The organism is Cryobacterium sp. HLT2-28, from assembly GCF_004402495.1.
Lineage (GTDB): Bacteria > Actinomycetota > Actinomycetes > Actinomycetales > Microbacteriaceae > Cryobacterium > Cryobacterium mannosilyticum.
This window is the reverse complement of the sequence record NZ_SOFH01000030.1, coordinates 1-20,934: the sequence shown is the minus strand read 5'-3', so window position 1 is coordinate 20,934 and position 20,934 is coordinate 1. Positions and strand designations below refer to the sequence as shown.

19 protein-coding genes are annotated in these 20,934 nt (G+C 69.3%); 9 read left to right on the top strand and 10 right to left on the bottom strand.

The window, feature by feature from the left end; all coding sequences use genetic code 11:
- Positions 1–101: 101 nt before the first annotated feature.
- Both hpf and secA read left to right on the top strand, forming a co-directional pair.
- Positions 102–803, top strand: coding sequence for a ribosome hibernation-promoting factor, HPF/YfiA family (hpf, locus tag E3O48_RS16410; protein WP_134510723.1), 702 nt, complete (start codon positions 102–104; stop codon positions 801–803).
- 112 nt (positions 804–915) lie between these two features.
- Complete coding sequence (gene secA, locus E3O48_RS16405; protein ID WP_134540617.1) at positions 916–3,717, top strand: preprotein translocase subunit SecA; 2,802 nt, start codon at positions 916–918, stop codon at positions 3,715–3,717.
- Between the two features lie 30 nt (positions 3,718–3,747).
- Here the strand turns inward: secA and E3O48_RS16400 are convergent, their stop codons facing one another.
- Entirely contained in the window at positions 3,748–4,182 is a 435-nt protein-coding gene (locus E3O48_RS16400) for an Rv3235 family protein (protein WP_134510721.1), read from the bottom strand.
- Between the two features lie 241 nt (positions 4,183–4,423).
- Here E3O48_RS16400 and E3O48_RS16395 point away from each other — a divergent pair, with 241 nt between their 5' ends.
- Entirely contained in the window at positions 4,424–5,050 is a 627-nt protein-coding gene (locus E3O48_RS16395; protein WP_241982589.1) for a hypothetical protein, read from the top strand.
- A gap of 15 nt (positions 5,051–5,065) precedes the next feature.
- Here the strand turns inward: E3O48_RS16395 and E3O48_RS16390 are convergent, their stop codons facing one another.
- On the bottom strand, positions 5,066–5,353 hold the full coding sequence (locus E3O48_RS16390; RefSeq protein ID WP_134510720.1) for a helix-turn-helix domain-containing protein: 288 nt from the start codon (positions 5,351–5,353) through the stop codon (positions 5,066–5,068).
- A 132-nt stretch (positions 5,354–5,485) separates the two neighbouring features.
- Between E3O48_RS16390 and E3O48_RS16385 the strand changes: the two genes are divergently transcribed.
- The gene (locus E3O48_RS16385) at positions 5,486–6,118 is read left to right on the top strand and encodes a hypothetical protein (protein ID WP_134540614.1); all 633 of its coding nucleotides are present in this window, start codon (positions 5,486–5,488) and stop codon (positions 6,116–6,118) included.
- Positions 6,115–7,422: a regulator gene (locus E3O48_RS16380; RefSeq protein WP_174774817.1), complete on the top strand. Its 1,308-nt coding sequence runs from the start codon at positions 6,115–6,117 to the stop codon at positions 7,420–7,422. Before E3O48_RS16385 ends, E3O48_RS16380 begins: the two co-directional genes overlap by 4 nt.
- A 36-nt stretch (positions 7,423–7,458) precedes the next feature.
- Here E3O48_RS16380 and E3O48_RS16375 read toward each other — a convergent pair whose 3' ends face one another.
- Positions 7,459–9,192: a DUF5671 domain-containing protein gene (locus E3O48_RS16375; protein ID WP_241982588.1), complete on the bottom strand. Its 1,734-nt coding sequence runs from the start codon at positions 9,190–9,192 to the stop codon at positions 7,459–7,461.
- Positions 9,189–9,653 (bottom strand): hypothetical protein, encoded by a 465-nt coding sequence (locus E3O48_RS16370; RefSeq protein ID WP_134540611.1) that lies wholly within the window; start codon positions 9,651–9,653, stop codon positions 9,189–9,191. Before E3O48_RS16370 ends, E3O48_RS16375 begins: the two co-directional genes overlap by 4 nt.
- 100 nt (positions 9,654–9,753) lie before the next feature.
- On the opposite strand from E3O48_RS16370, the gene E3O48_RS16365 reads away from it, so the two are divergent.
- Positions 9,754–11,247 carry a sensor histidine kinase gene (locus tag E3O48_RS16365; protein ID WP_134510717.1) on the top strand — a complete coding sequence of 498 codons (1,494 nt, stop codon included), beginning with the start codon at positions 9,754–9,756 and terminating at the stop codon, positions 11,245–11,247.
- Between the two features lie 130 nt (positions 11,248–11,377).
- Here E3O48_RS16365 and E3O48_RS16360 read toward each other — a convergent pair whose 3' ends face one another.
- On the bottom strand, positions 11,378–11,626 hold the full coding sequence (locus E3O48_RS16360) for a WhiB family transcriptional regulator (protein WP_035837005.1): 249 nt from the start codon (positions 11,624–11,626) through the stop codon (positions 11,378–11,380).
- Positions 11,627–11,809: 183 nt separating this feature from the next.
- Here E3O48_RS16360 and E3O48_RS16355 point away from each other — a divergent pair, with 183 nt between their 5' ends.
- Positions 11,810–12,277: a hypothetical protein gene (locus E3O48_RS16355; protein WP_241975022.1), complete on the top strand. Its 468-nt coding sequence runs from the start codon at positions 11,810–11,812 to the stop codon at positions 12,275–12,277.
- 154 nt (positions 12,278–12,431) lie between these two features.
- On the opposite strand, the gene bcp is transcribed toward E3O48_RS16355, so the two are convergent.
- From bcp to aroA, 3 genes are all read right to left on the bottom strand, one after another.
- A complete protein-coding gene (gene bcp / locus E3O48_RS16350; RefSeq protein WP_134540608.1) occupies positions 12,432–12,911 on the bottom strand; it encodes a thioredoxin-dependent thiol peroxidase in 480 nt (159 codons plus the stop codon).
- A gap of 70 nt (positions 12,912–12,981) precedes the next feature.
- The gene (gene rsgA / locus E3O48_RS16345; protein WP_134540605.1) at positions 12,982–14,034 is read right to left on the bottom strand and encodes a ribosome small subunit-dependent GTPase A; all 1,053 of its coding nucleotides are present in this window, start codon (positions 14,032–14,034) and stop codon (positions 12,982–12,984) included.
- Positions 14,031–15,404 (bottom strand): 3-phosphoshikimate 1-carboxyvinyltransferase, encoded by a 1,374-nt coding sequence (gene aroA, locus E3O48_RS16340; protein WP_134540602.1) that lies wholly within the window; start codon positions 15,402–15,404, stop codon positions 14,031–14,033. Before aroA ends, rsgA begins: the two co-directional genes overlap by 4 nt.
- A gap of 110 nt (positions 15,405–15,514) precedes the next feature.
- On the opposite strand from aroA, the gene E3O48_RS16335 reads away from it, so the two are divergent.
- Entirely contained in the window at positions 15,515–16,123 is a 609-nt protein-coding gene (locus E3O48_RS16335; protein ID WP_231383354.1) for a sigma-70 family RNA polymerase sigma factor, read from the top strand.
- Positions 16,120–16,362: a zf-HC2 domain-containing protein gene (locus E3O48_RS16330; protein WP_134510712.1), complete on the top strand. Its 243-nt coding sequence runs from the start codon at positions 16,120–16,122 to the stop codon at positions 16,360–16,362. Before E3O48_RS16335 ends, E3O48_RS16330 begins: the two co-directional genes overlap by 4 nt.
- Before the next feature lie 87 nt (positions 16,363–16,449).
- Here E3O48_RS16330 and E3O48_RS16325 read toward each other — a convergent pair whose 3' ends face one another.
- The gene (locus E3O48_RS16325) at positions 16,450–17,253 is read right to left on the bottom strand and encodes a VOC family protein (protein ID WP_134540596.1); all 804 of its coding nucleotides are present in this window, start codon (positions 17,251–17,253) and stop codon (positions 16,450–16,452) included.
- A gap of 113 nt (positions 17,254–17,366) precedes the next feature.
- On the bottom strand, positions 17,367–20,934 hold a 3,568-nt coding region (locus E3O48_RS16320), incomplete at its 5' end, for a multifunctional oxoglutarate decarboxylase/oxoglutarate dehydrogenase thiamine pyrophosphate-binding subunit/dihydrolipoyllysine-residue succinyltransferase subunit (RefSeq protein WP_134540593.1).

Here is a 20,934-nt window from a genome sequence, read left to right as displayed (position 1 = left end):
CAAAAGCGATGACTTATCCCGTGGACGGCAGTACGGTGGGAGCTAAAGGCGCGTACTAATCGCCCAGATAAAAGGGCGGTTCGCCAGATCTGGAGGTCGTCATGGAAACAAACATCGTAGGACGAAACCTAGGGATCACTGATCGTTTCCGGGAGTATGCGACGGAGAAGGCCGAGAAGGTCGCCGGCCTCGCCGACAAGGCTCTCGCCCTGGAAATCAAGCTCAGCCGTCACCATGAGAAGAACGGGGCGACGGGCAACGACCGCGTCGAACTGACGCTGATCGGCAAGGGGCCCGTCGTTCGGGCCGAGGCCGACGGCTCGGACAAGTACGCGGCTTTCGACGTGGCGCTCGGCCGGCTGCTCGAGCGCGTGCGCCGGGCGAAGGACCGCCAGAAGCTGCATCGTGGCGGCGCCCACCGGCCCACCTCGCTGCACGACGCCGCCTCGGTTGACTTCAGTGTCGTCGACATCACCCCGGCCGACGCGGAAACCCTCGAGCGCGTGCGCACGGGAGCGATCCAGGTCGTGAACCCGGAGGCCACGGTCGAGGAGCCGGAGGAGACCTATTCACCGGTCGTCATCCGCCGCAAGGTCTTCTCCGCGGCCCCGATGACCGTGGATGACGCGCTCTACTTCATGGAGCTGGTCGGCCACGACTTCTACCTGTTCCAGGACGCGGAGACCAAGCGTCCGAGCGTCGTCTACCGGCGCAAGGGCTGGGACTACGGTGTGATCGAGCTGGACGAGAACAGCGACGAACTCCGGGAGGCCGTGCCGTCCGCCATGAAGCGCAGCAACTGACCAACTAGCATTGTTATAGTTGCCGCTGTGTCGGCGCGCTGCGCCGGAGCACATGCGTCCGGCCGGACGACAGGCGTGAGTATGCGCCATGACGACTATATGGAGTGCATTCGTGGCCTCAATTCTGGAAAAGGTTCTTCGTGTTGGTGAGGGGCGCGTCCTGCGTCGTCTCGAGCATTACGCGAAGGCCATCAATGCGCTGGAAGAGGACTTCAGTCACCTCACCGATGAGGAACTGAAGAACGAGACCGTGCTGCTGCGCGAGCGCTACTCGGGCGGTGAGTCGCTGGACGACTTGCTGCCCGAGGCGTTCGCGGCGGTGCGCGAGGCCTCCACTCGCACGCTCGGCCTGCGTCACTTCGACGTGCAACTCATGGGCGGGGCCGCCCTGCACCTGGGCAACATCGCCGAGATGAAGACCGGTGAGGGCAAGACCCTCGTCGCGACCACCGCCGCGTACCTGAACGCGATCACCAGCCGCGGAGTTCACATCATCACCGTGAACGACTACCTGGCCAGCTACCAGAGCGAGTTGATGGGCCGCGTGTTCCGCGCCCTGGGCATGACCACCGGCTGCATCCTGTCCGGCCAGACGCCTGAGCAGCGCCACGAGATGTACATGGCCGACATCACCTACGGGACGAACAACGAATTCGGCTTTGACTACCTGCGCGACAACATGGCCTGGCAGGCCTCGGACATGGTGCAGCGCGGGCACTACTACGCGATCGTCGACGAGGTCGACTCGATCCTGATCGACGAGGCCAGGACGCCGCTGATCATCTCCGGCCCGGCATCCGGTGAGGCCAACCGCTGGTTCACCGAATTCGCGAGCCTGTCCAAGCGACTCATCCCCGACGTGGACTTCGAGGTCGACGAGAAGAAGCGCACCGTCGGCGTGCTGGAGCCCGGCATCGAAAAGGTCGAGGACTATCTCGGCATCGACAACCTCTACGAGTCGGCCAACACCCCGCTGATCTCGTTCCTGAACAACGCGATCAAGGCGAACGCCCTGTTCAAGAAGGACAAGGACTACGTCGTGATGAACGGCGAGGTGCTGATCGTCGACGAACACACCGGGCGCATCCTGATGGGCCGCCGCTACAACGAGGGAATCCACCAGGCGATCGAGGCCAAGGAGGGCGTGGCGGTCAAGGCCGAGAACCAGACCCTCGCCACGGTCACCCTGCAGAACTACTTCCGGCTCTACTCGAAGCTGTCCGGGATGACCGGAACGGCTGAGACCGAAGCCGCCGAGTTCATGAGCACCTACAAGCTCGGTGTGGTCTCCATCCCCACCAACAAGCCGATGCGGCGCCTGGACCAGTCCGACCTGGTCTACAAGAACGAAGAGGCGAAATTTGGCCAGGTCGTCGAGGACATCGTCGCCCGGCACGAAAAGGGGCAGCCGATCCTCGTCGGCACCACGAGTGTCGAGAAGAGTGAGTACCTGTCGCGCCTGCTCGCCAAGAAGGGCGTGCGACACGAGGTCCTCAACGCCAAGAACCACGCGCGGGAAGCCGCGATCGTCGCCCAGGCGGGCCGGCTCGGCTCCGTCACGGTCGCGACCAACATGGCCGGGCGCGGAACGGACGTGATGCTCGGCGGCAATGCCGAGTTCCTCGCCGTCGCCCAGATGAACGCCAAGGGACTGAGCCCGGTCGAAACTCCCGACGACTACGAGGAGGCCTGGGACGACGTGTTCGCCGCTGTCAAGGCCGAAGTGTCCGAGGAGGCGGAGAAGGTCATCGCCGCCGGCGGGCTCTACGTGCTCGGCACCGAACGGCACGAGTCCCGCCGGATCGACAACCAGCTCCGCGGCCGCAGTGGCCGGCAGGGCGACCCCGGCGAGAGCAGGTTCTACCTGTCGCTGACCGACGACCTGATGCGCCTGTTCAACGCCGGCGCCGCCGAGAGCCTGATGGGCCGGCAGGGTGTGCCCGACGACATGGCGATCGAATCCAAGGTCGTCAGCCGCGCCATCCGCAGCGCCCAGGCCCAGGTCGAGGGCCGGAACGCGGAAATCCGCAAGAACGTGCTCAAGTACGACGACGTGCTCAACCGCCAGCGCGAGGCGATCTACGGCGACCGCCGTCACATCCTCGAGGGCGACGACCTGCACGAGCGCACCCAGCGCTTCCTCGAGGACGTCATCGACGAGGTGCTCGACGTGCACACCGGTGAAGGAAACGGCGACGACTGGGACTTCGATGCCCTGTGGACCGAACTGAAGACGCTCTACCCCGTCGGTCTCACCATCGACGAGGTTGTCGCCGAGGCCGGGAACAAGGGGCGGATCAACCGCGACTTCATGCGCCGTGAGATCGTCTCTGACGCCAAGGTCGCCTACCAGCGCCGGGAGGAATCCCTGGGTTCCCCGGCCATGCGCGAGCTCGAGCGCCGGGTCGTGCTCTCGGTGATCGACCGCCGCTGGCGCGAGCACCTGTACGAGATGGACTACCTCAAGGACGGCATCGGCCTCCGTGCCATGGCGCAGCGCGATCCGCTGGTCGAATACCAGCGCGAAGGCTTCGCAATGTTCCAGCAGATGATGGGGCAGATCCGTGAGGAGACCGTCGGCTTCCTGTTCAACCTGGAGGTCGAGGTCAGCCAGGGTCCCGGCGCCGTTGCCGGTCCGGTCGTGGCGGCGAAGGGTCTCACCCCGGAGGCGGGCAACGAGAAGCTCAGCTACACCGCCCCGAGCGACTCCGGCGGAGTCGAGGTGCGCAACCAACGTGGCCAGATCCAGCAGGCCGCGACGGACCGGGCACGCAAGGCGGCGGCTGTGGCCGAGGCGCCAGGGGACGAACCCGCCCCGGCCCCCTCCACCCAGCGTGGGGCGTTCGGCCAGCGGGACACGGGCGCCCCGGCCCCCGTCAACCGCGCCGAGCGACGGGCCCAAGGCAAGAAGTAGCCACGCAGGAGGTGGTCAGGCAGGAAGTCATCACAGCACGTTGATCGCGCTGGCCCGCCAGCGGTGGTCGAGGCCCTCCAGCCGGAGCGCGACGGCGCGCACCCGAACACGGCTGTGCACGATGACCACGGCCTCGATCACGCCGTCGCGCGGCTCGGTGATGGTCACCCGGCCGATACTTATGGCCGGGCGCTGGGCCTGCTGGCCCTTGACCGCACGGGCGCGTGACGACAGCACCACCCGTTTGAGCAGGTGGCGGTAGACGTCGTCGCTGACCCAGCGCGCGAGCTGGTCGAGCTCGCGCGCGCCGGCCAGCACTTCGATCACGCACCGGGTGAGATTCACCAGCAACGGCTCCGGATCGGGAAGTTGTTCCCTCGGACTCGGCTGGTGCCCGAAGAAGTCCTCGTCGAGGAATCGTTCGGCGCGGGTGTGCGGTGCCGGGTCGGCAGCAGGATCGGTCATGACTCCTCCGAGACGCGTGAGCCCGCTGCCCTGGCGCAGTCCGCCTGGGCATTCGGGTGGTTCTGGCATTCGGGTGGTGCTGGATTGCGTCTGGAACTGGTGCTGGCGTTCGAGTGCTTCGGGTGGTCAAGGAATCCGTGCGGATCACCAGGCACCCCCCGAGCGGGGGTGCAGTCCATGGCGGACACTCAACCATTCCGCCGCTGCGGTGTCTAGCGCTTATATCCCCTGTGGATAACCGGTGGCCTGGGTCGGCGGCTCACGCTACCTTCGGGGTGTGCGCTGGGACAACCTGTTCGACGACCTCGAGGGACAGCTCGAACACGAGTTGAACGCCGAGGAGATCGACCTGCGCGCCGAGGAGGAGCGCCTGCGCCTGGGACGGCTTTCCCTGCGGGACCGGCTGACCAGTCTCGCCGCCATCCGAGGTGCCGGCATCATCCGGGTCGCCCTCGTTTCGGGGGAGACCATCACCCTGCGGCCGACGACGTTCGGCAGGGACTGGCTGGCGGCCGATCTGCTGGACGCCCCGACCGTGGGCGCACAGTGCGTGCTTCCGCTCTCGGCGATCGCAGGGGTGATCGTGACGCAGACCGAGGTGCCCGCGTCTCTGGCCGCCGAACCCGGCCGGGCAGCCCGGCTGGTGGATCGGATCGGCCTGTCGTTCGTGCTCCGCGACCTCTGCCGACGCCGGTCCAGCCTCGACGTGCACACCCGCACGGGGCTCCTCACCGGCACGATCGACCGGGTCGGGCGGGACCACCTCGACCTGGCCGTGCACGCGGCGGGAACGCTGCGCCGGGCCTCTGAGGTGCACCAGTACCGGATTGTGCCGCTGGCTGAGATCCAGCTGGTCCGGCTGTCCTAGTCGGCGCCGCCCCGGTCAGTCCTCAGGTCGGATGATGCGACCGCCGGAGAGCTCGGGGATGTTGCCGAAGTCCGACTGCTGCCAGAGCGCCATCCGCCTGGCCTCCTCGTACTTGGCTTCGATGAAGGATTCGAGCACAATGCGCTCGACCCGCCAGACCCCGGTCGTGCCGAGCCGGATCGCCGGGAGCTCGCCGGTGCGCACCAGGTCGTGCACCTCGGCCGCGGACAGGGAAAGGATCTCCGCGGTGTCGGCGAGGGTGAGGAAACGGCCCACGGCGGGGGAAGGAACGGAATCGTTCATGCACCGATTATCCGCCGTCGGCCCGGGCGGAGTGCGAGCGACGCACACCTGTGGATAACTCGCCCGCGCCCCGGCATTGACGACGACGATGGATACCGACGAGACAGGCTCTCGAGAACGGAGGAACCGGTCGTGGGCAAGCCGACGAGCACTTCCCGTCCGAGATTCTGGTTCGACCCGCGCTTCGCGATCGGCCTGGTCATGGTCCTCGCCGCGGTCACCGGTGTCTACTTCGTCGTCGCGGGCAGCGACCGTACCACGGCCGTCTATGCCGCCCGGTCCGCGCTGATCATCGGCGACCACATCGAGGCCGGCGACCTGGCGGTGTCGCACGTGCGCCTCGACGGCGCGGACGGCCTGTACCTGACACCCGGCCGGCTCCCGCCCGACGGCCTCATCGTGACGCGAACCGTCGCCGCCGGCGAACTCATCCCCGCCGCGGCCGTCGGGCGGAAGTCCGGGGCGGACCTGACGAGCGTCGTCGTCGAGCCCACCGGCTCCCTGGCCGCGTCGATCGGACCGGGCACAGTGGTCGACGTCTGGTCCGCGCGGCAATCCGACCATGCGAAATTCGAGCCGCCTGTGGTGCTCGTCGGCGAGGCCGGGGTCGTGCGGATCGTCGAGCCGGCCGGCCTCGTGGCGGCGAACGGCCTTCGGTCGGTGGAGGTCCTGGTGCCCAAGTCCAGGGTCGCATCGGTGCTCGAGGCCATCGCGAACGGTGACGCCATCGCTGTCGTCCCGGTCAATGAGCCGCTCGGGGAATGACGGTGGCCGCCCTGGCGCTGGCGTTGCCGCGCCGCACTGAGGACCGGCTGCTGGCCGACATCGTCGAACACGGCCATGCCATCGTGGCGCGCGCCGCCACCGTCTCGGACCTCCTCGACGTGCTCAGTGAGGGCACTCCCGACGTCGTGATCGCCGGGGCAGCCAGGGACACCCTCAGCGCCGGGCTGATCGCGGCCTGCGACGCCCGCGGCATCCGGCTGATCGCCCTGGCAGAGACGGATGCCGACCGCCGGCATGCGGTCGGGCTCGGCCTGTTCGAGGTCCTCGACGCCTCGGCCGCCTGGTCCGAGATCCAGTCGCTGATCATCGGCGGAATCGTCATCCCGTCACGCATCGAGGACCCGTCACCACCGGTCGCGGCATCCCGCACCGGCTCCGCACGGGCCGGTACAGCGCGCACCGGTACAGCGCGCACCGGCACCGTGATCGCCGTCTGGGGTCCCGCCGGTTCGCCGGGCAGGACCACCCTGGCGATCAATATCGCGGCGGAGATCGCCGCCGCGGGGCACACCGTGGTGCTCGCCGACATCGACACGTATAGCGGCTCCGTCGCGCCCACCCTCGGGATGCTCGATGAGGCACCCGGCTTCGCGGCGGCGTGCCGGCTGGCCGGTTCGGACAGCCTCACCCGGTCGGAACTGGAGCGGATCGCGCAACGCTACGCCTCGCCCTCCGGCGCGTTCTGGGTTCTCACCGGCATCGGCCGGCCGTCGCGCTGGCCGGAACTGTCGGGCGAGCGGGTCACCCGCACCATCGACGCGCTCCGGCACTGGGTGGATTATGTCGTGCTCGACACGGGCTTCAGCCTGGAAAGCGATGAGGAGATCTCGAGTGACCTGTTCGCCCCGCGGCGCAATGCGGCCACCCTCGCCGGGCTGCGGGAGTGCGATCACGTGGTCGCCTGCGGTCTGGCCGACCCGGTCGGGATGTCCCGGTTCCTGCGGGCCTGGGTCGACCTCGCCGAGGTGATCACGACCGACCGGGTGAGCGTCGTGATGAACCGGGTTCGTTCCAGCGCGGTCGGCCTCGATCCGCGGGGGCAGGTGGTGCAGGCGCTGCGGCGGTTCGGCGGCATCGAGTCGGCGGTGCTCGTGCCGCAGGACCAGCAGGGGGCGGATGCGGCGGTCCTCGCCGGGCGTACCCTGCGCGATGCCGCGCCGAAGTCGCCGGCACGGGTGCGCATCCGCCGGTTCGTGCGTGCGGAGCTGCTGCCCGTTCCAGCCCAGGTAATCACCCGTCGGCGCGGGCGGGTCTGGTGGCGCAGGGCAGAGACGGCGAGCTGAGGCGAAGCGGCCCCGCTCGTTGTGCGGGCCTCACCGTCAATCGCGCAGGGGAATCACGTCGATCCGGGAACCGGGACCGGTCACGACGAGCACCCGCTTGCCGGTCACGCCGCGGAGTGCGTCGGCCATCTGCTGGGCCGTCGGACCGGCCTCGGCGCTGACGGGATCGGCGCCGACGCGTTCGGTGCCCGCGGACCGCCGCCAGACCGTGACCGCGGCCCCGGTGGCGTCGTCGACGGCCCGGACGAGCGGTTCAGGATCAGCACCGGTGACCAGGATCACCCGTGCGACGGTACGGTCCCGGCCGGGCGCCGCGGTGATCGCCGACCGGTCGCGCCGCCAGACGGCGAAGTGGTAGCCGGCGGCGAGCCCGGTGGCCACCAGCAGTCCGAGCGGTGCGCGCACCCGGTCGACCAGGCTCTGGCCGGTCGCCTCGCTGAGCGCGAACTCGAAGATGCGGTAGCCGATGACCAGCAGGGTGACGATCGCCACCACGGCGCTGAGGCCGAAGATGAGGACCAGGTAGACGCGACGCCCGGTGGCGCCGACCTGGGCCGGGTCGACGGGCTTCGCCGGCTTCCAGGCCACCCACCAGACGGGGCCTCCCACGACGAGGGCGCTGATCCCGCCCAGCAGGAGGGAACGGGTGTCCGAGCCGGCGAGCGTCGCCGTGCCGGCGGCGAGGATCGAGTTCACGATCACGCCCAGGCCGGACGCCGCCGCGACGAGGCCGACACCGCTCGTCACCACGCCGGCGGCCAGCCGGGTCCGGTCCGACCTGGCCATCGCCAGGCCGCGGTGGTACTGCCAGACGAGGGCCCCGACCAGTGCCGCCGCCAGGGCCGTGCCGAGCGGGTCCAGGATCTGGGCGACGGGGGCCGAGCGGTCGAAGCCCAGCTTCAGCAGGGTGAACAGGGCGGTCCCGGCCCCACCCAGACTCAGGATGCTCGCACCGGCCACTCCGACGGACATCAGCGCCACGTCGGCAAGGCCGCCGCGCAGGGTGCTGGCGCGGCCTGCGAACCAATGCCAGCACCAGACGGCCACCCCGCCGGCGCACCAGATGATCGCCTGGAGAGTCAGGCGCCACCACGGTGCGCCGACGACGAAGCCCGGCGCGAAACCGTCGATGGCGGCGTCGGCGAGGGAACCCAGCGCCGTGACGAGCCCGCCCGCCCCGACGAGCAGACCGAACACCGCTCCGAGCAGGGGCGCCACAGTCACGAGCCGGCGGGGGCTCTTCCGGTCGTGCCGGGACATCCACCGGTGCCAGACCCAGACTCCGGCCCAGACGACGCCGGTCGCGAGTGTGCGAGGCTGCCAGTCGGCGCGGACCAGGGCGGCCGCGCAGGTCAGCAGCGCGGCGGATGCCGTCACCAGGCCGACCGTGGACATCGCGGCCAGATAGAGGCCCCAGGCGAGCGAGGACCGCTCGTCCGGCCCCATCCGTCGCCAGAGCAGCCACCAGAGCACCGCGGCGAACGGACCGGCGATGAGCGTGAACGCGAGCGACCGGGCCAGGCCGGTGATGTCGCTGGAGGCCAGCGCGTTTCCCGGGTCGAGCAATCGCCCGAGCAACCCGCCCACTCCGATGGCGGCGATGACGACCAGGGCGAACAGAAGCGTGAAGACGATGATCCGGCGCACGGTGGGCTGGGCCCTGGCCGGACCGTCGTCCGGCCCGGCTGCCCTGCGGGCCGCCAGCACGATGCCGGCTATCCCGCCGCCGATGACGAGGATCGCGACCAGCAGCACCAGGCTGACCATCATGAGGTCGCCTTCGGGTTCGGACAGATCGTCAGCTGCCAGGGTGCGCCGTCGATGCGCCACCGGCCGTCCACCGTGACCAGGTCGAAGACATCCTCGTTCTCGTATTCGCTCGCGCCGAACGGGCCGTTGTCGGTGGTGGTGACGAGGGAGACCCTGACGTCGGCCGAGTTCTCCCGCACGGTGGTCGACACCAGGGTGAGCCGGATGTTGTCCAACGGGCCCGGGTCGACCTTGTCGCAGTTGTCGAGTCTGCCCGCGGTGAGATAGCCGGCGGCGGTCTGCTCGTCGCCGGCGAGGACGGCCGCGGAGTAGAGCTGAACGACGCCCTCGGGCGTGTCGGGGTCCAGCGGCGCCGGTTCGCCCCGGGTGAACACGACGGCGAGGGCCACGATGACGAGGGCGGCGATGACGCCGAGGATGACAATCAGGGAACGATCGGGCTTTCCCGGTGTTGCGCTCATGTGCTCAGCATGGCCCAATCCCCTGTCCGGCACCATCGGCGGGCCGCCCCCGGCCGGTCCGGTGAGTGCGGCAGGCAGTGGGGGACCTAGGCTATTGACCGTGTCAACGCTCAGTGATCTCGTACTTGCCCAGGGCCGCAGTAGTGCCGAAGATGTGGACTGGCTCCACATGCTCGTCGCGGACGCCCAACTCCTCGCCGACCTGGCATTCGCCGACATCGTCGTGTGGGTGCCCAGCACCGCCGGCAGTTTCGTCGCGGTCGCGCACGCGCGCCCGTCGAGCGCCGCCACCCTGTTCTACCGCGACTTCGTGGGCCAGGGGATCAAGGGCGAATGGCGCCAGCAGGTCACCGAGGCCTTCGACACGGCGAAGATCGTCGACACGACGGCCCCCGACTGGTATGAGGAGACCCCCACCCGGGTGCGGGCCATCCCGGTGATGCGGCGGCTCAGCTCCACCGGCTCGAAGATCGCGGCCGCGCCGGTCGCCGTGCTCACCCGGCACACCAACCTGAGCGAGGCGCGCACGCCCAGCCGCCAGGAGCTCACCTTCAACGACTGCGCCAACGACCTGTTCGCCATGATCGCGTCGGGCGACTTCCCCGACCTGGGCGCCCCGACGGGGCCGCGACGAGGTGCCCCGCGCGCCTCGGACGGCTTGATCCGGCTCGACGTGGACGGCGTGACCACCTTCGCGAGCCCCAACGCGCTGTCCGCGTTCAACCGGATGGGCTTCATCGACGAGCTCGAGGGCGAATCGCTCGCCGAGGTGACCACGAGCCTGCTCACCGGGACGATGGTCGTCGACGAGTCACTGCCGCTGGTGGTGACCGGCCGGGCGCCGTGGCGCACCGACGTGCAGGCGCGGGGCGTGACGGTCTCGCTGCGGGCCATCCCCATCCGCAACCGCGGCGAACGGATCGGCGCGATCGTGCTCTGCCGGGACGTCACCGAGCTCCGGCACCAGGAACGTGAACTGATCACGAAGGATGCCACGATCCGGGAGATCCACCACCGGGTCAAGAACAACCTGCAGACCGTGGCGTCGCTGCTGCGGATCCAGGCCAGGCGCACGCACTCGGACACGGCCCGCGAAGCACTCAACCAGGCCATGCGCCGGGTCGCGGCCATCGCCGTCGTCCACGACACGTTGTCGGAGGGGCTCAACCAGCAGGTCGACTTCGACGTCGTTTTCGATCGGGTGCTGTTGCTGATCGCGGAGGTCGCGTCCGCGCATAACACCACGGCGCATCCGAAGTCATCCGGGAGCTTCGGGATCCTCCCGAGCGCCTTCGCCACCCCGCTCGCCCTCGCGCTCACCGAACTCGTCACGAACGCGGTCGAGCACGGCCTGGCCGGGCGCGAGGGCGAGGTGGCGATCGAGGCCGAGCGCAACGAAGAGACGCTCACCGTGCGGGTGCGGGACAACGGCTCCGGCCTGCCGGAGGGCAAGGTCGGGTCGGGCCTCGGCACTCAGATCGTGCGCACGCTGATCCAGGGTGAACTGAGCGGCAGCATCGACTGGCACACCATGATGGGCAGCGGCACCGAGGTCACGATCGAGATCCCCCTGCGTTATATGCGCGAGTCCTGAAAACGACGCTGCGCGTCGTTTTCAGGACTCGCGCAAGGCGGCAGCCCAGAGGCGGGCGCCTCGAAAACCCCGCGCCCCGTTACCGGGCGACTGCGCGTCGTTTTCAGAACTCGCGCAAGCCGGCTCTCTCCTAAGAGGCGCGGCGGGCGCGCGCGGCGCGACGCTTGAGGGCGCGGCGCTCGTCTTCACTGAGCCCACCCCAGACACCCGAGTCCTGGCCGGTCTCAAGCGCGTACTGGAGGCAAACCTCGGTCACATTGCAACGGGCGCACACGGACTTCGCCTTCTCGATCTGGTCCACAGCGGGTCCAGTGTTGCCAACCGGAAAGAAGAGTTCCGGGTCGGCGGTGAGGCAGGCAGCTTTGTCGCGCCAGTCCATAGGGGTGCTCCTTTATTGCGGGGATGCCTGGCCGATTGGCCGAAGATGATGAGGCTGCCGGTTGCAGGAAGGAAACTGATCTACGGAATGAGACCTACTCACGTCCCTGTGAGCGTCAACCGGGCCTCAAATATGGTCGCATAATGGTGGAGTCAAATCAATAGTTTTGTATGGGATATCTCTGTGAATGAACGCCCTGACCGCCATTCCGACGGCAAAAACGCTTCCGGAGCGCCATTTCGGCCGCGGGCGCTGCTGATCCTCGCTGCCCTCCTCTGGGCGGAGGCCGCCCTCCTCTGGACCGCGGTCGTCTGGCTCGTGCTCGAGTTGATCACGGCGACCCCCACGTCCCTGGCGAGCGCGCTCGCGATCCTGGTGCTCGTGCTCATCGCTGCGGCCTGGGTCACCGCGATCGCGATCAACTCGCTGCGCCGGCGCACCTGGATCCGCGGCGCGGCAGTCACCTGGCAGCTCGTCCAGATCGCCGTCGCCGTGGGCTGCTTCCAGGGGCTCTACGCCCGGGTCGACCTCGGCTGGGCGCTGCTCCTGCCCTCGCTGGCCGTGCTGGCCCTGTTGTTCATGCCGCGGGTGATCGCCGCGACGACCTCCCTGACCGGCCCGGGCGACACCCCGGACGACCAGCGCGGATGACCGCTGCCGCCCGAGCGCGCCCTGGTCGGGCGGTGAACGGCGCGGGATGCGCACGACCTGATTCCCTGCCGCGTGACCCCTGCGCGCGTCCCAGCCGCCCTCGAGGAGCCGCAGGATGGGCGCCGGGCGACACCGGTGCGGCGTCGCGGTGGGATCAGGCGTCGAGGCCGAGTTTCTTCCGCAGCGAGGCGACGTGCCCGGTGGCCTTGACGTTGTAGAGGGCGAAGGTGACCAGGCCGGCCTCGTCGATGACGAAGGTGGAACGGAGCACCCCGGTCACGGTCTTGCCGTAGAGGTTCTTCTCGCCCCAGGCGCCGTAGGCGTTGTGAGCGGACAGGTCCGAGTCGCTGAGCAGCGGGAAGGTGAGGTGGTCGTTCTCCCGGAAGGACTTCAGCTTCGCCGGGGAATCCTTGGACACCCCGAGCACCCGGTAACCGGCCGCGGCGAGCGAGCCGAGGTTGTCCCTGAAATCGCAGGCCTCCTTCGTGCACCCCGGCGTCATCGCGGCCGGGTAGAAGTAGAGCACGACCTTCGAGCCCGCGAAATCGGCCAGGGAGACGGATGCCCCGTCCTGGTCGGTCAGGGTGAAGCTGGGGGCCGTGTCGCCGGCCGCGAGGCGTGTGGAGTCCGTCATGCCTTCCACGCTACCGGCTCGGACCGGGCCGGTACGAGTGGGCGGGAACCTGTCAGTGGGCGGGAACCTGTCAGTGGGCGGGGACCGCGGCGAAGGTCGCCAGCAGGCGCTGCAGCGAATCCAGGCGGGCCTTCCCAGTGTCGCCGAGCCTGCCGGCAGCCACCGCCTCGTTGATGGCGCAATCCGGCGAGTTCGGCAGGTGGGTGCACCCGCGCGGGCACTTCTCGGCGATCGCGGCCAGGTCGGTGAACGCCTTGAGGATGTTGTCGGTGTTGATGTGGCCGAGGCCGAAGGAACGCACGCCCGGGGTGTCGATCACCCAGCCGCGCCCGGCATCCGTTTCGAGGCGCAGCGAGATGGTCGACGAGGAGGTGTGCCGGCCACGGCCGGTGACGGTGTTGACGACGCCGACGGCGCGGTGGGCGCCCGGCACCAGGGCGTTGACGAGGGTGGACTTGCCCACGCCGGAGTGGCCGACGAACACGGTGTCGTGCCCGACCAGGGCGGCGGAGATCTCGGCCAGCGGCATCGCGTCGTCGCGGCTCTCGAAGACGGGCAGGTCGAGGCCGGCGAAGTTGCTGAGGAACACGGCCGGGTCGGCCAGGTCGGTCTTCGTGATGCAGAGGATCGGGGAGACCCCCGCGTCGTAGGCGGCGACCAGGTAGCGGTCGACGAGACGGATGCGCGGCTCGGGGTTCGCCGCCGCCACCACGATCAGCATCTGGTCGGCGTTGGCGACGATGACGCGCTCGACGGCATCCGTGTCGTCCGCGCTGCGCCGGAGCAGGGTCACGCGCGGAACGATCCGCACGATGCGGGCAAGGCTTCCCTCCGCCCCGGTCGTGTCGCCGACGATGTCGACGCGGTCGCCGGTGACGACCGCGTGCTTGCGCAGCTCGCTCGCCCTGGCCGCGGTGACCCGGCGTTCGGTCGGGAGACCCTCGTCGAGCATGACCGTGTACCGGCCGCGGTCGACGGAGAGGATGCGGCCGGTCAGCGCGTTCTCGTGGTCGGGCCTGGTCTTGGTGCGGGGCTTGTTCCCCTTGCGGTTCGGGCGCACCCGCACGCTGGATTCGTCGAACTCAGGCTCGTCGTCGTCATCGGCGCTCGCCCACCAGGTCATTTCGGCACGACCGGAGCGGTCCCGGGGGCGATGAGGGCGCGCCACAGGTCGGTGAACTGGGGGAGGGTCTTCGCGGTGGTGCCGATGTTCTCGATCTCCACCCCGGGAACGACGAGGCCGATCAGGGCCCCGGCGGTCGCCATCCGGTGGTCGTCGTAGCTGCGCCAGTGACCGCCGTGCAGCGGGCGGGGCTCGATCCGGAGCCCGTCGGGCAGTTCGGTGACGGCGCCGCCGAGACCGTTGATCTCGGCGGCCAGGGCGGCGAGTCGGTCGGTCTCATGGTGGCGGATGTGCCCGATCCCGGTGATGGTGCTCGGCGAATCGGCCAGGGCGGCGAGGGCCACGAGCGCGGGGGCGAGTTCCCCGCCGGTGGACAGGTCGAGGTCGACGCCGGACATCCGGTCGCCGGCCGACACGGTGAGGCGGTCGCCGACCAGGCTGACCCGCGCGCCGAACCGGGGGAGCAGCTCGGCCAGGTCCGCACCGACCTGGGTGGTCTCCGACGGCCAGCCGGTGATCGTGACAGTGCCCCCGGCGACGAGCGCCGCGGCCAGGAACGGTGCCGCGTTCGAGAGATCCGGTTCGATCTCGACCTCGGCGCCGGAGATCCGGCCGGGTTCGACGACCCATTCCCCGATCGACGGACTCTGCACGTCGACTCCGCGCCGGGCGAGGGTGGCGATGGTCATCTCGATGTGGGGGAGGCTCGGCAGGCGCTCGCCGGAGTGGCGGAGGTGGAGGCCGTGCTCGAACCGGGCGCCGGCCAGCAGGAGGCCGGACACGAACTGGCTGGAGGTGGACGCGTCGATGGTGACCTCGCCGCCGGCCAGGCGGCCCGTGCCGTGCACGGTGAACGGAAGGGCGCCGCGGCCGTCGTCGTTGATGTCGGCGCCGAGGGCGCGGAGCGAGCTGATCGTGGTCGCCATCGGCCGGCGGCGGGCGCCGGCGTCGCCGTCGAAGGTGGTCGGCCCGAGCGCGAGCGCGGCCACGGGGGGCAGGAACCGCATCACGGTGCCGGCCAGGCCGCAGTCGATCGTGGTGGAGCCGACAAGTTCGCCCGGGGTGACCGTGAGGTCAGGGCCGAACTCGCCGTCGCCGGGGACGGCGTCGATCGTGGTGCCGAGCTGGCGGAGGGCGGCGACCATCAGGTCGCTGTCCCTGGAGTGCAGCGGGGAGCGCAGCAGGGACGGCCCGGCGGCGAGCGCCGCGAGCACCAGCTCGCGGTTGGTGAGGGATTTCGACCCGGGCAGCGACACGACGGCGTCGAGCGGCCCCCCGGCCGTCGGCGCGGGCCACCACTCATTCGTCTCCTCGGGCGACGAGTCGCCGTAGGGATCGAACTCAGGCTTGGAATATCTCGAGATCAACATCGGTTATCAGAATAGTCGGTGACGAATGGATGAGGGAGGTACGGATGGCGCTGTCCATGGTGCTGGAGCGACCGAGCGTGTTCGAGGTCGACGAAGTAGAATCGTCGGTGATGACAACTGATGCGACCGACCTGCGTGACCTGTTCGAAGAGCAGGCCCTGCCCTTTATCGACCAGCTCTACGCGGCGGCCATGCGGATGACCCGCAATCCCTCCGATGCCCAGGACCTGGTCCAGGAGACCTTCGTGAAGGCCTTCGCCGCCTTCAAGCAGTTCGAGCAGGGCACCAACCTCAAGGCCTGGCTGTACCGGATCCTCACCAATACCTTCATCAACACGTATCGCAAGAAGCAGCGCGAACCGTACCAGGGCACCATCGACGACCTCGAGGACTGGCAGCTCGGCGGGGCGGAATCGACCACCGCCATGGCGAGCCGGTCGGCCGAGGCGGAGGCCATCGACCACCTGCCCGACAGTGCGGTCAAGGACGCGTTGCAGTCCATCCCGGAGGACTTCCGGCTGGCCGTCTACTTCGCCGACGTTGAAGGCTTCTCCTACCAGGAGATCGCCGAAATCATGAAAACACCCATTGGCACTGTGATGAGCCGCCTGCACCGTGGCCGGCGACTCCTCCGCGACCTGTTGTCCGGCTACGCCCTCGAGCGTGGGCTCGGCACGATCGCGACAGGCCACACTCAAACCGGGAGCACATCAGCATGACCGACTGTGGATGCGAGAAGGCCAAGGCCGAACTCGAGGAATACTTGCACAATGAACTCCGTGGCGAGGACGCCTCCGACATTCAGGAGCACCTTGCCCACTGCGGTGACTGCAGCGACGAGCACCTCGTCGGACGCACCCTCACCGAGGCCGTGCAGCGCGCCTGCCGGGAGACCGCGCCCGAGGACCTGCGCGACCAGGTGCTGCTGAAGCTGCGCACGATCCAGTCAGCGCACTGACCCGCCGCACTGACCCGCCGCACTGACCCGCTGCACGGACCCGCTGACCCGCCGCACTGGGCGTGCGGCCGCACTGGGCGCGCCGCGTCAGGTCGTGGCCGGCTGATCCGTCGCGTCCGGTTGGTCAACGGAGCCGAGCACGAACATCGCGCCGGTCCGGTCGGAGACCCGGGCGAACGTGCCGAATTCCGAGTGCCACGGCTCCTGGAGCACGGTGCCGCCGAGCTCACTGACCAGGGCGGCGGCGGCCGGCACATCGGCCACGCCGAGATAGAGCTGCCAGTGCGACGGCATCCCGGCGGGGAGATGCGCCGACGCGTCGAAGACCCCGGCGACCATCGCGCCCTCCGCGCCGATGGCGCTGTAGCGGAACTCGTCGGTGTCGCTGAGCACGACAGGCTTCCAGCCGAAGACGGTCTCGTAGAACGCGACGGCGGTGGGGTAGTCCAGGGTGTTCAGCTCGTGCCAGACCGGGCTGCCCACCTCGCCCGTCACGCCGAAACCGGCGAAGTCGAGGGGCTGCCAGAGGCCGACCGCCGCCCCGGTCGGGTCCGACACGACGGCCATCCGGCCCATCGAGCCGATCGTCACCGGCTCGGCGAGCACCTGGCCGCCGGCCGCCCGTGCGGCCCGGGTGGTGGCGTCCACGTCCTCGACGGCGAGGTAGATCGACCAGGCGTCCGCGGCCGGGGAACCGGCCATCTGCACGGCCATGCCGGCGACGTCGTCGTCACCGCGCCGGAACGTGAGGTACTCGCTGCCCTCCATGGCGGACCGGACCGCCGTCCAGCCGAAGAGCCGGCCGTAGAACTCCCGGGCCCCGTCGGGGTCGGAGGTCATCAGGTCTGCCCAGCATGGTTCGCCGAATCGGGGTGCATCGCGTGCGGGCATGGGGGCGGGCTCCTGTCGACGGGGGATGCGCCCAGCCTAGGACGGTCGCCCGGCAGCGGCAACGGGGCAGTCGACGAGCTCGGTTGTCTGTGCTCAGACTCGGTTGTCTGAGCTCAGACGGTGAGCGCCCTGCTGATCAGGTCGGCCTGCTCGGCGGCATGGCGCTTGGCCGATCCGGCGGCGGGCGACGCCGACGCCGCCCGTGAGAACAGTGTCACCGGGCGCGGGCCCAGCTTGTTCGTCTCGAGGTAGAAGAACGGCCAGGCACCCTGGTTCTCCGGCTCGTCCTGCACCCAGGCGAGTTCGGCATCCGGGTACTGGTCCGCAACCTGTTTGAGCTCGACCTTGGGCAGCGGGTAGTACTGCTCCATCCGGACCAGGGCGATCTCGGGGTTCGGGTTCTTCTCGAGTTCGCTGAGCAGGTCGTAGTAGAGCTTGCCGGCCAGGAACAGCACCCGCTTGACCCGGGACCGGTCGGTGATCCGGGCATCGTCGATGACCGGTTCGAACCGGCCGGAGGTGAAGTCGGCGACGCTGCTGGTCGCGCCGCGCAGGCGCAGCATCGACTTGGGAGTGAAGACGACCAGCGGGCGCCGCGGCCGCATGTACGCCTGGCGGCGGAGCAGGTGGAAGTACGAGGCCGGCGTCGACGGGCGGGCGACGGTCATGTTGTCTTCGGCGCAGAGCTGCAGGTAGCGTTCGATCCGGGCGGACGAGTGGTCAGGACCCTGGCCCTCGTAGCCGTGCGGCAGCAGCAGCACGACGGATGACCGCTGGCCCCACTTCTGCTCCGCGGAGGACACGAACTCGTCGATCACGGTCTGCGCGCCGTTGGCGAAGTCGCCGAACTGGGCTTCCCAGAGCACGAGGGCGTCGGCGCGTTCCACCGAGTAGCCGTACTCGAAGCCCATGGCCGCGTATTCGCTGAGCAGCGAGTCGTAGATCCAGAACCGGGCCTGGTCCTCGCTCAGGTTCGCCAGCGGCAGCCATTCCTGGCCGTTGATGCGGTCGTGCAGCACCGCGTGGCGCTGCACGAACGTGCCACGTCGGGCGTCCTGGCCGGCGAAGCGCACCGGGGTTCGCTCGAGCAACAGGGAACCGAGGGCGAGCAGCTCGCCGAAGCTCCAGTCGATGTTGCCGTTGCGGCTCATGTCGAGACGCTTCTGCATCAGCTGCTGCAACTTGTTGTGCACCGTGAAGCCGGCGGGCTTGTTCATGAACGCGTCGCCGATGAGGTGCACGACGGCCTCGGGGACGCCGGTCGTGGCCGGTTCGCCGACCGCGTCATCCTGGGCCTGGTTCTCGCCGAGCCCGCGCGAGCCGGCGCCGACGATCGGGATCGACGAGGACTGTGCCGCGTGCGTCTCCATGAACGCGCGCTCCAGCCGGTCCTGGAAGTCGCCGTGCGCGGCCTCGTATTCCGCCTGGGTGATGTCGCCACGGCCGACGAGGGCCTCCGTGTACAGCTTCCGGACCGAGCGCTTCGCCTCGATCAGGTTGTACATCAGCGGCTGCGTCATCGACGGGTCGTCGCCCTCGTTGTGGCCGCGCCGGCGGTAGCAGACGAGGTCGATGACGACGTCGCGCTTGAATTCCTGGCGGTAGGCGAAGGCGAGCTCGGCGACCCTGACCACGGCCTCCGGGTCGTCCCCGTTGACGTGGAAGATCGGCGCCTGGATGGTCTTGGCGACGTCCGTCGAGTAGACCGAGGTGCGGCCGTCTCCCGGCAGGGTGGTGAAGCCGACCTGGTTGTTGACGACGAGGTGGATGGTGCCGCCGGTGCGGAACCCGCGCAGCTGGGACATCTGCAGGGTTTCGAGCACGATGCCCTGGCCGGCCATCGCGGCGTCGCCGTGGACGAGCACGGGCAGGGTGGAGAAGGTGCCGATCGGCTTGCGGTCCTGCTTGGCCCGCACGATGCCCTCGAGGACGCCGTCGACGGCCTCCAGGTGGGACGGGTTCGCAGCCAGGTAGACCGGCATCTCGGTGCCGTCGGTGGCGCGGAAGGTTCCCTCGGTGCCCAGGTGGTACTTGACGTCGCCGGAGCCCTGCACGGTGCGCGGATCCTGGGTTCCCTCGAACTCGCGGAAGATCTGGCCGTAGGTCTTGCCGGCGATGTTGGTGAGCACATTCAGGCGGCCGCGGTGGGCCATGCCGATCGCGACCTCGTCGAGGCCGGCATCCGCCGCGCCCTGCAGGATCGCGTCGAGCAGCGCGATGGTGCATTCGCCGCCCTCGAGGCTGAACCGCTTCTGGCCGACGTACTTGGTCTGCAGGAAGGTCTCGAACGCCTCTGCCTCGTTGAGCTTGCCGAGGATGCGCATCTGCTCGTCGTGGGTGGGCTTGACGTAGGTCTTCTCGATCTTCTCCTGCACCCACTTGCGTTGCGCCGGGTCCTGGATGTGCATGTACTCGATGCCCGTGGTGCGGCAGTACGAGTCGCGGAGCACGCCGAGGATGTCGCGGAGCAGCATCAGGCGTTTGCTGCCGAAGCCGCCGGTGACGAACTCGCGGTCGAGGTCCCAGAAGGTCAGCCCGTGGTTGGAGATGTCCAGGTCGGGGTGGGTGCGCTGGGTGTACTCGAGCGGGTCGATGTCGGCCATCAGGTGGCCGCGCACGCGATAGGCGTTGATCAGCTCCTGGACGCGCGCGGTCTTGTCGACGGCGCTGGCCAGGTCGACGCTGATGTCGGGCGCCCAGTGGATCGGGTCGTAGGGGATGCGGAGGGCGGAGAAGATGTCCTCGTAGAAGTTGTGCCCGCCGATCAGCAGTTCGTGCACGATCTTCAGGAACTCGCCCGAGCCTGCGCCCTGGATGACCCGGTGGTCGTAGGTGCTGGTGAGGGTGATGGTCTTCGAGATGGCCAGGCCGGTCAGCGTCTTGACGCTCGCACCCTGGAATTCGGCCGGGTAGTCGAGCGCGCCGGCGCCGATGATGCAGCCCTGGCCCTTCATCAGCCGCGGCACGGAGTGCACGGTGCCGATTCCGCCCGGGTTGGTGAGGGACACGGTGGCGCCGGAGAAGTCGTCGGCGGTGAGCTTGCCGGTGCGGGCGCGGGTGACGAGGTCTTCGTACGCGGAGAGGTACTCGCCGAACGTCATCGTGTCGGCTCGCTTGATCGCGGGGACCATCAGCGACCGGGTGCCGTCGGGCTTGGGCAGGTCGATCGCGATGCCGAGTCCGACGTGGGCGGGGGCGATCACCGACGGCTTGCCGTCGACCTCGTTGTAGTAGACGTTCTGGCTCGGGAACATCCCCAGTGCCTTGATCAGCGCCCAGCCGATCAGGTGCGTGAACGACACCTTGCCGCCGCGGGACCGGCGCATGTGGTTGTTCATCACGATGCGGTTGTCGATCAGGAGCTTGGCGGGGATGGTGCGCACGCTGGTGGCGGTCGGCACGGTCAGGCTCATCGCCATGTTCGCGGCCAGGCTCTTCGACATGCCGCGCAGGGGGGTGACGACGTCCTGCACCTCGGCGGCCTGCTCCGCCGTCGCGAGCGGCTGCGGGCTCGTGATGGGCGCGTCGGCCGGCACGGGGACCGGCTTGGGCGCGACGCCGGTGGTGCGGGCGCTGCGCTGGCCGCCGATGATCGGGATCGGGGCCGTGATCGGGGCCGGCTCGGCCGCGGCGGCCGGCGGGGCTGCGGCGGGCGGGGCTGCAGCGGCTGCTGCCGCGTCA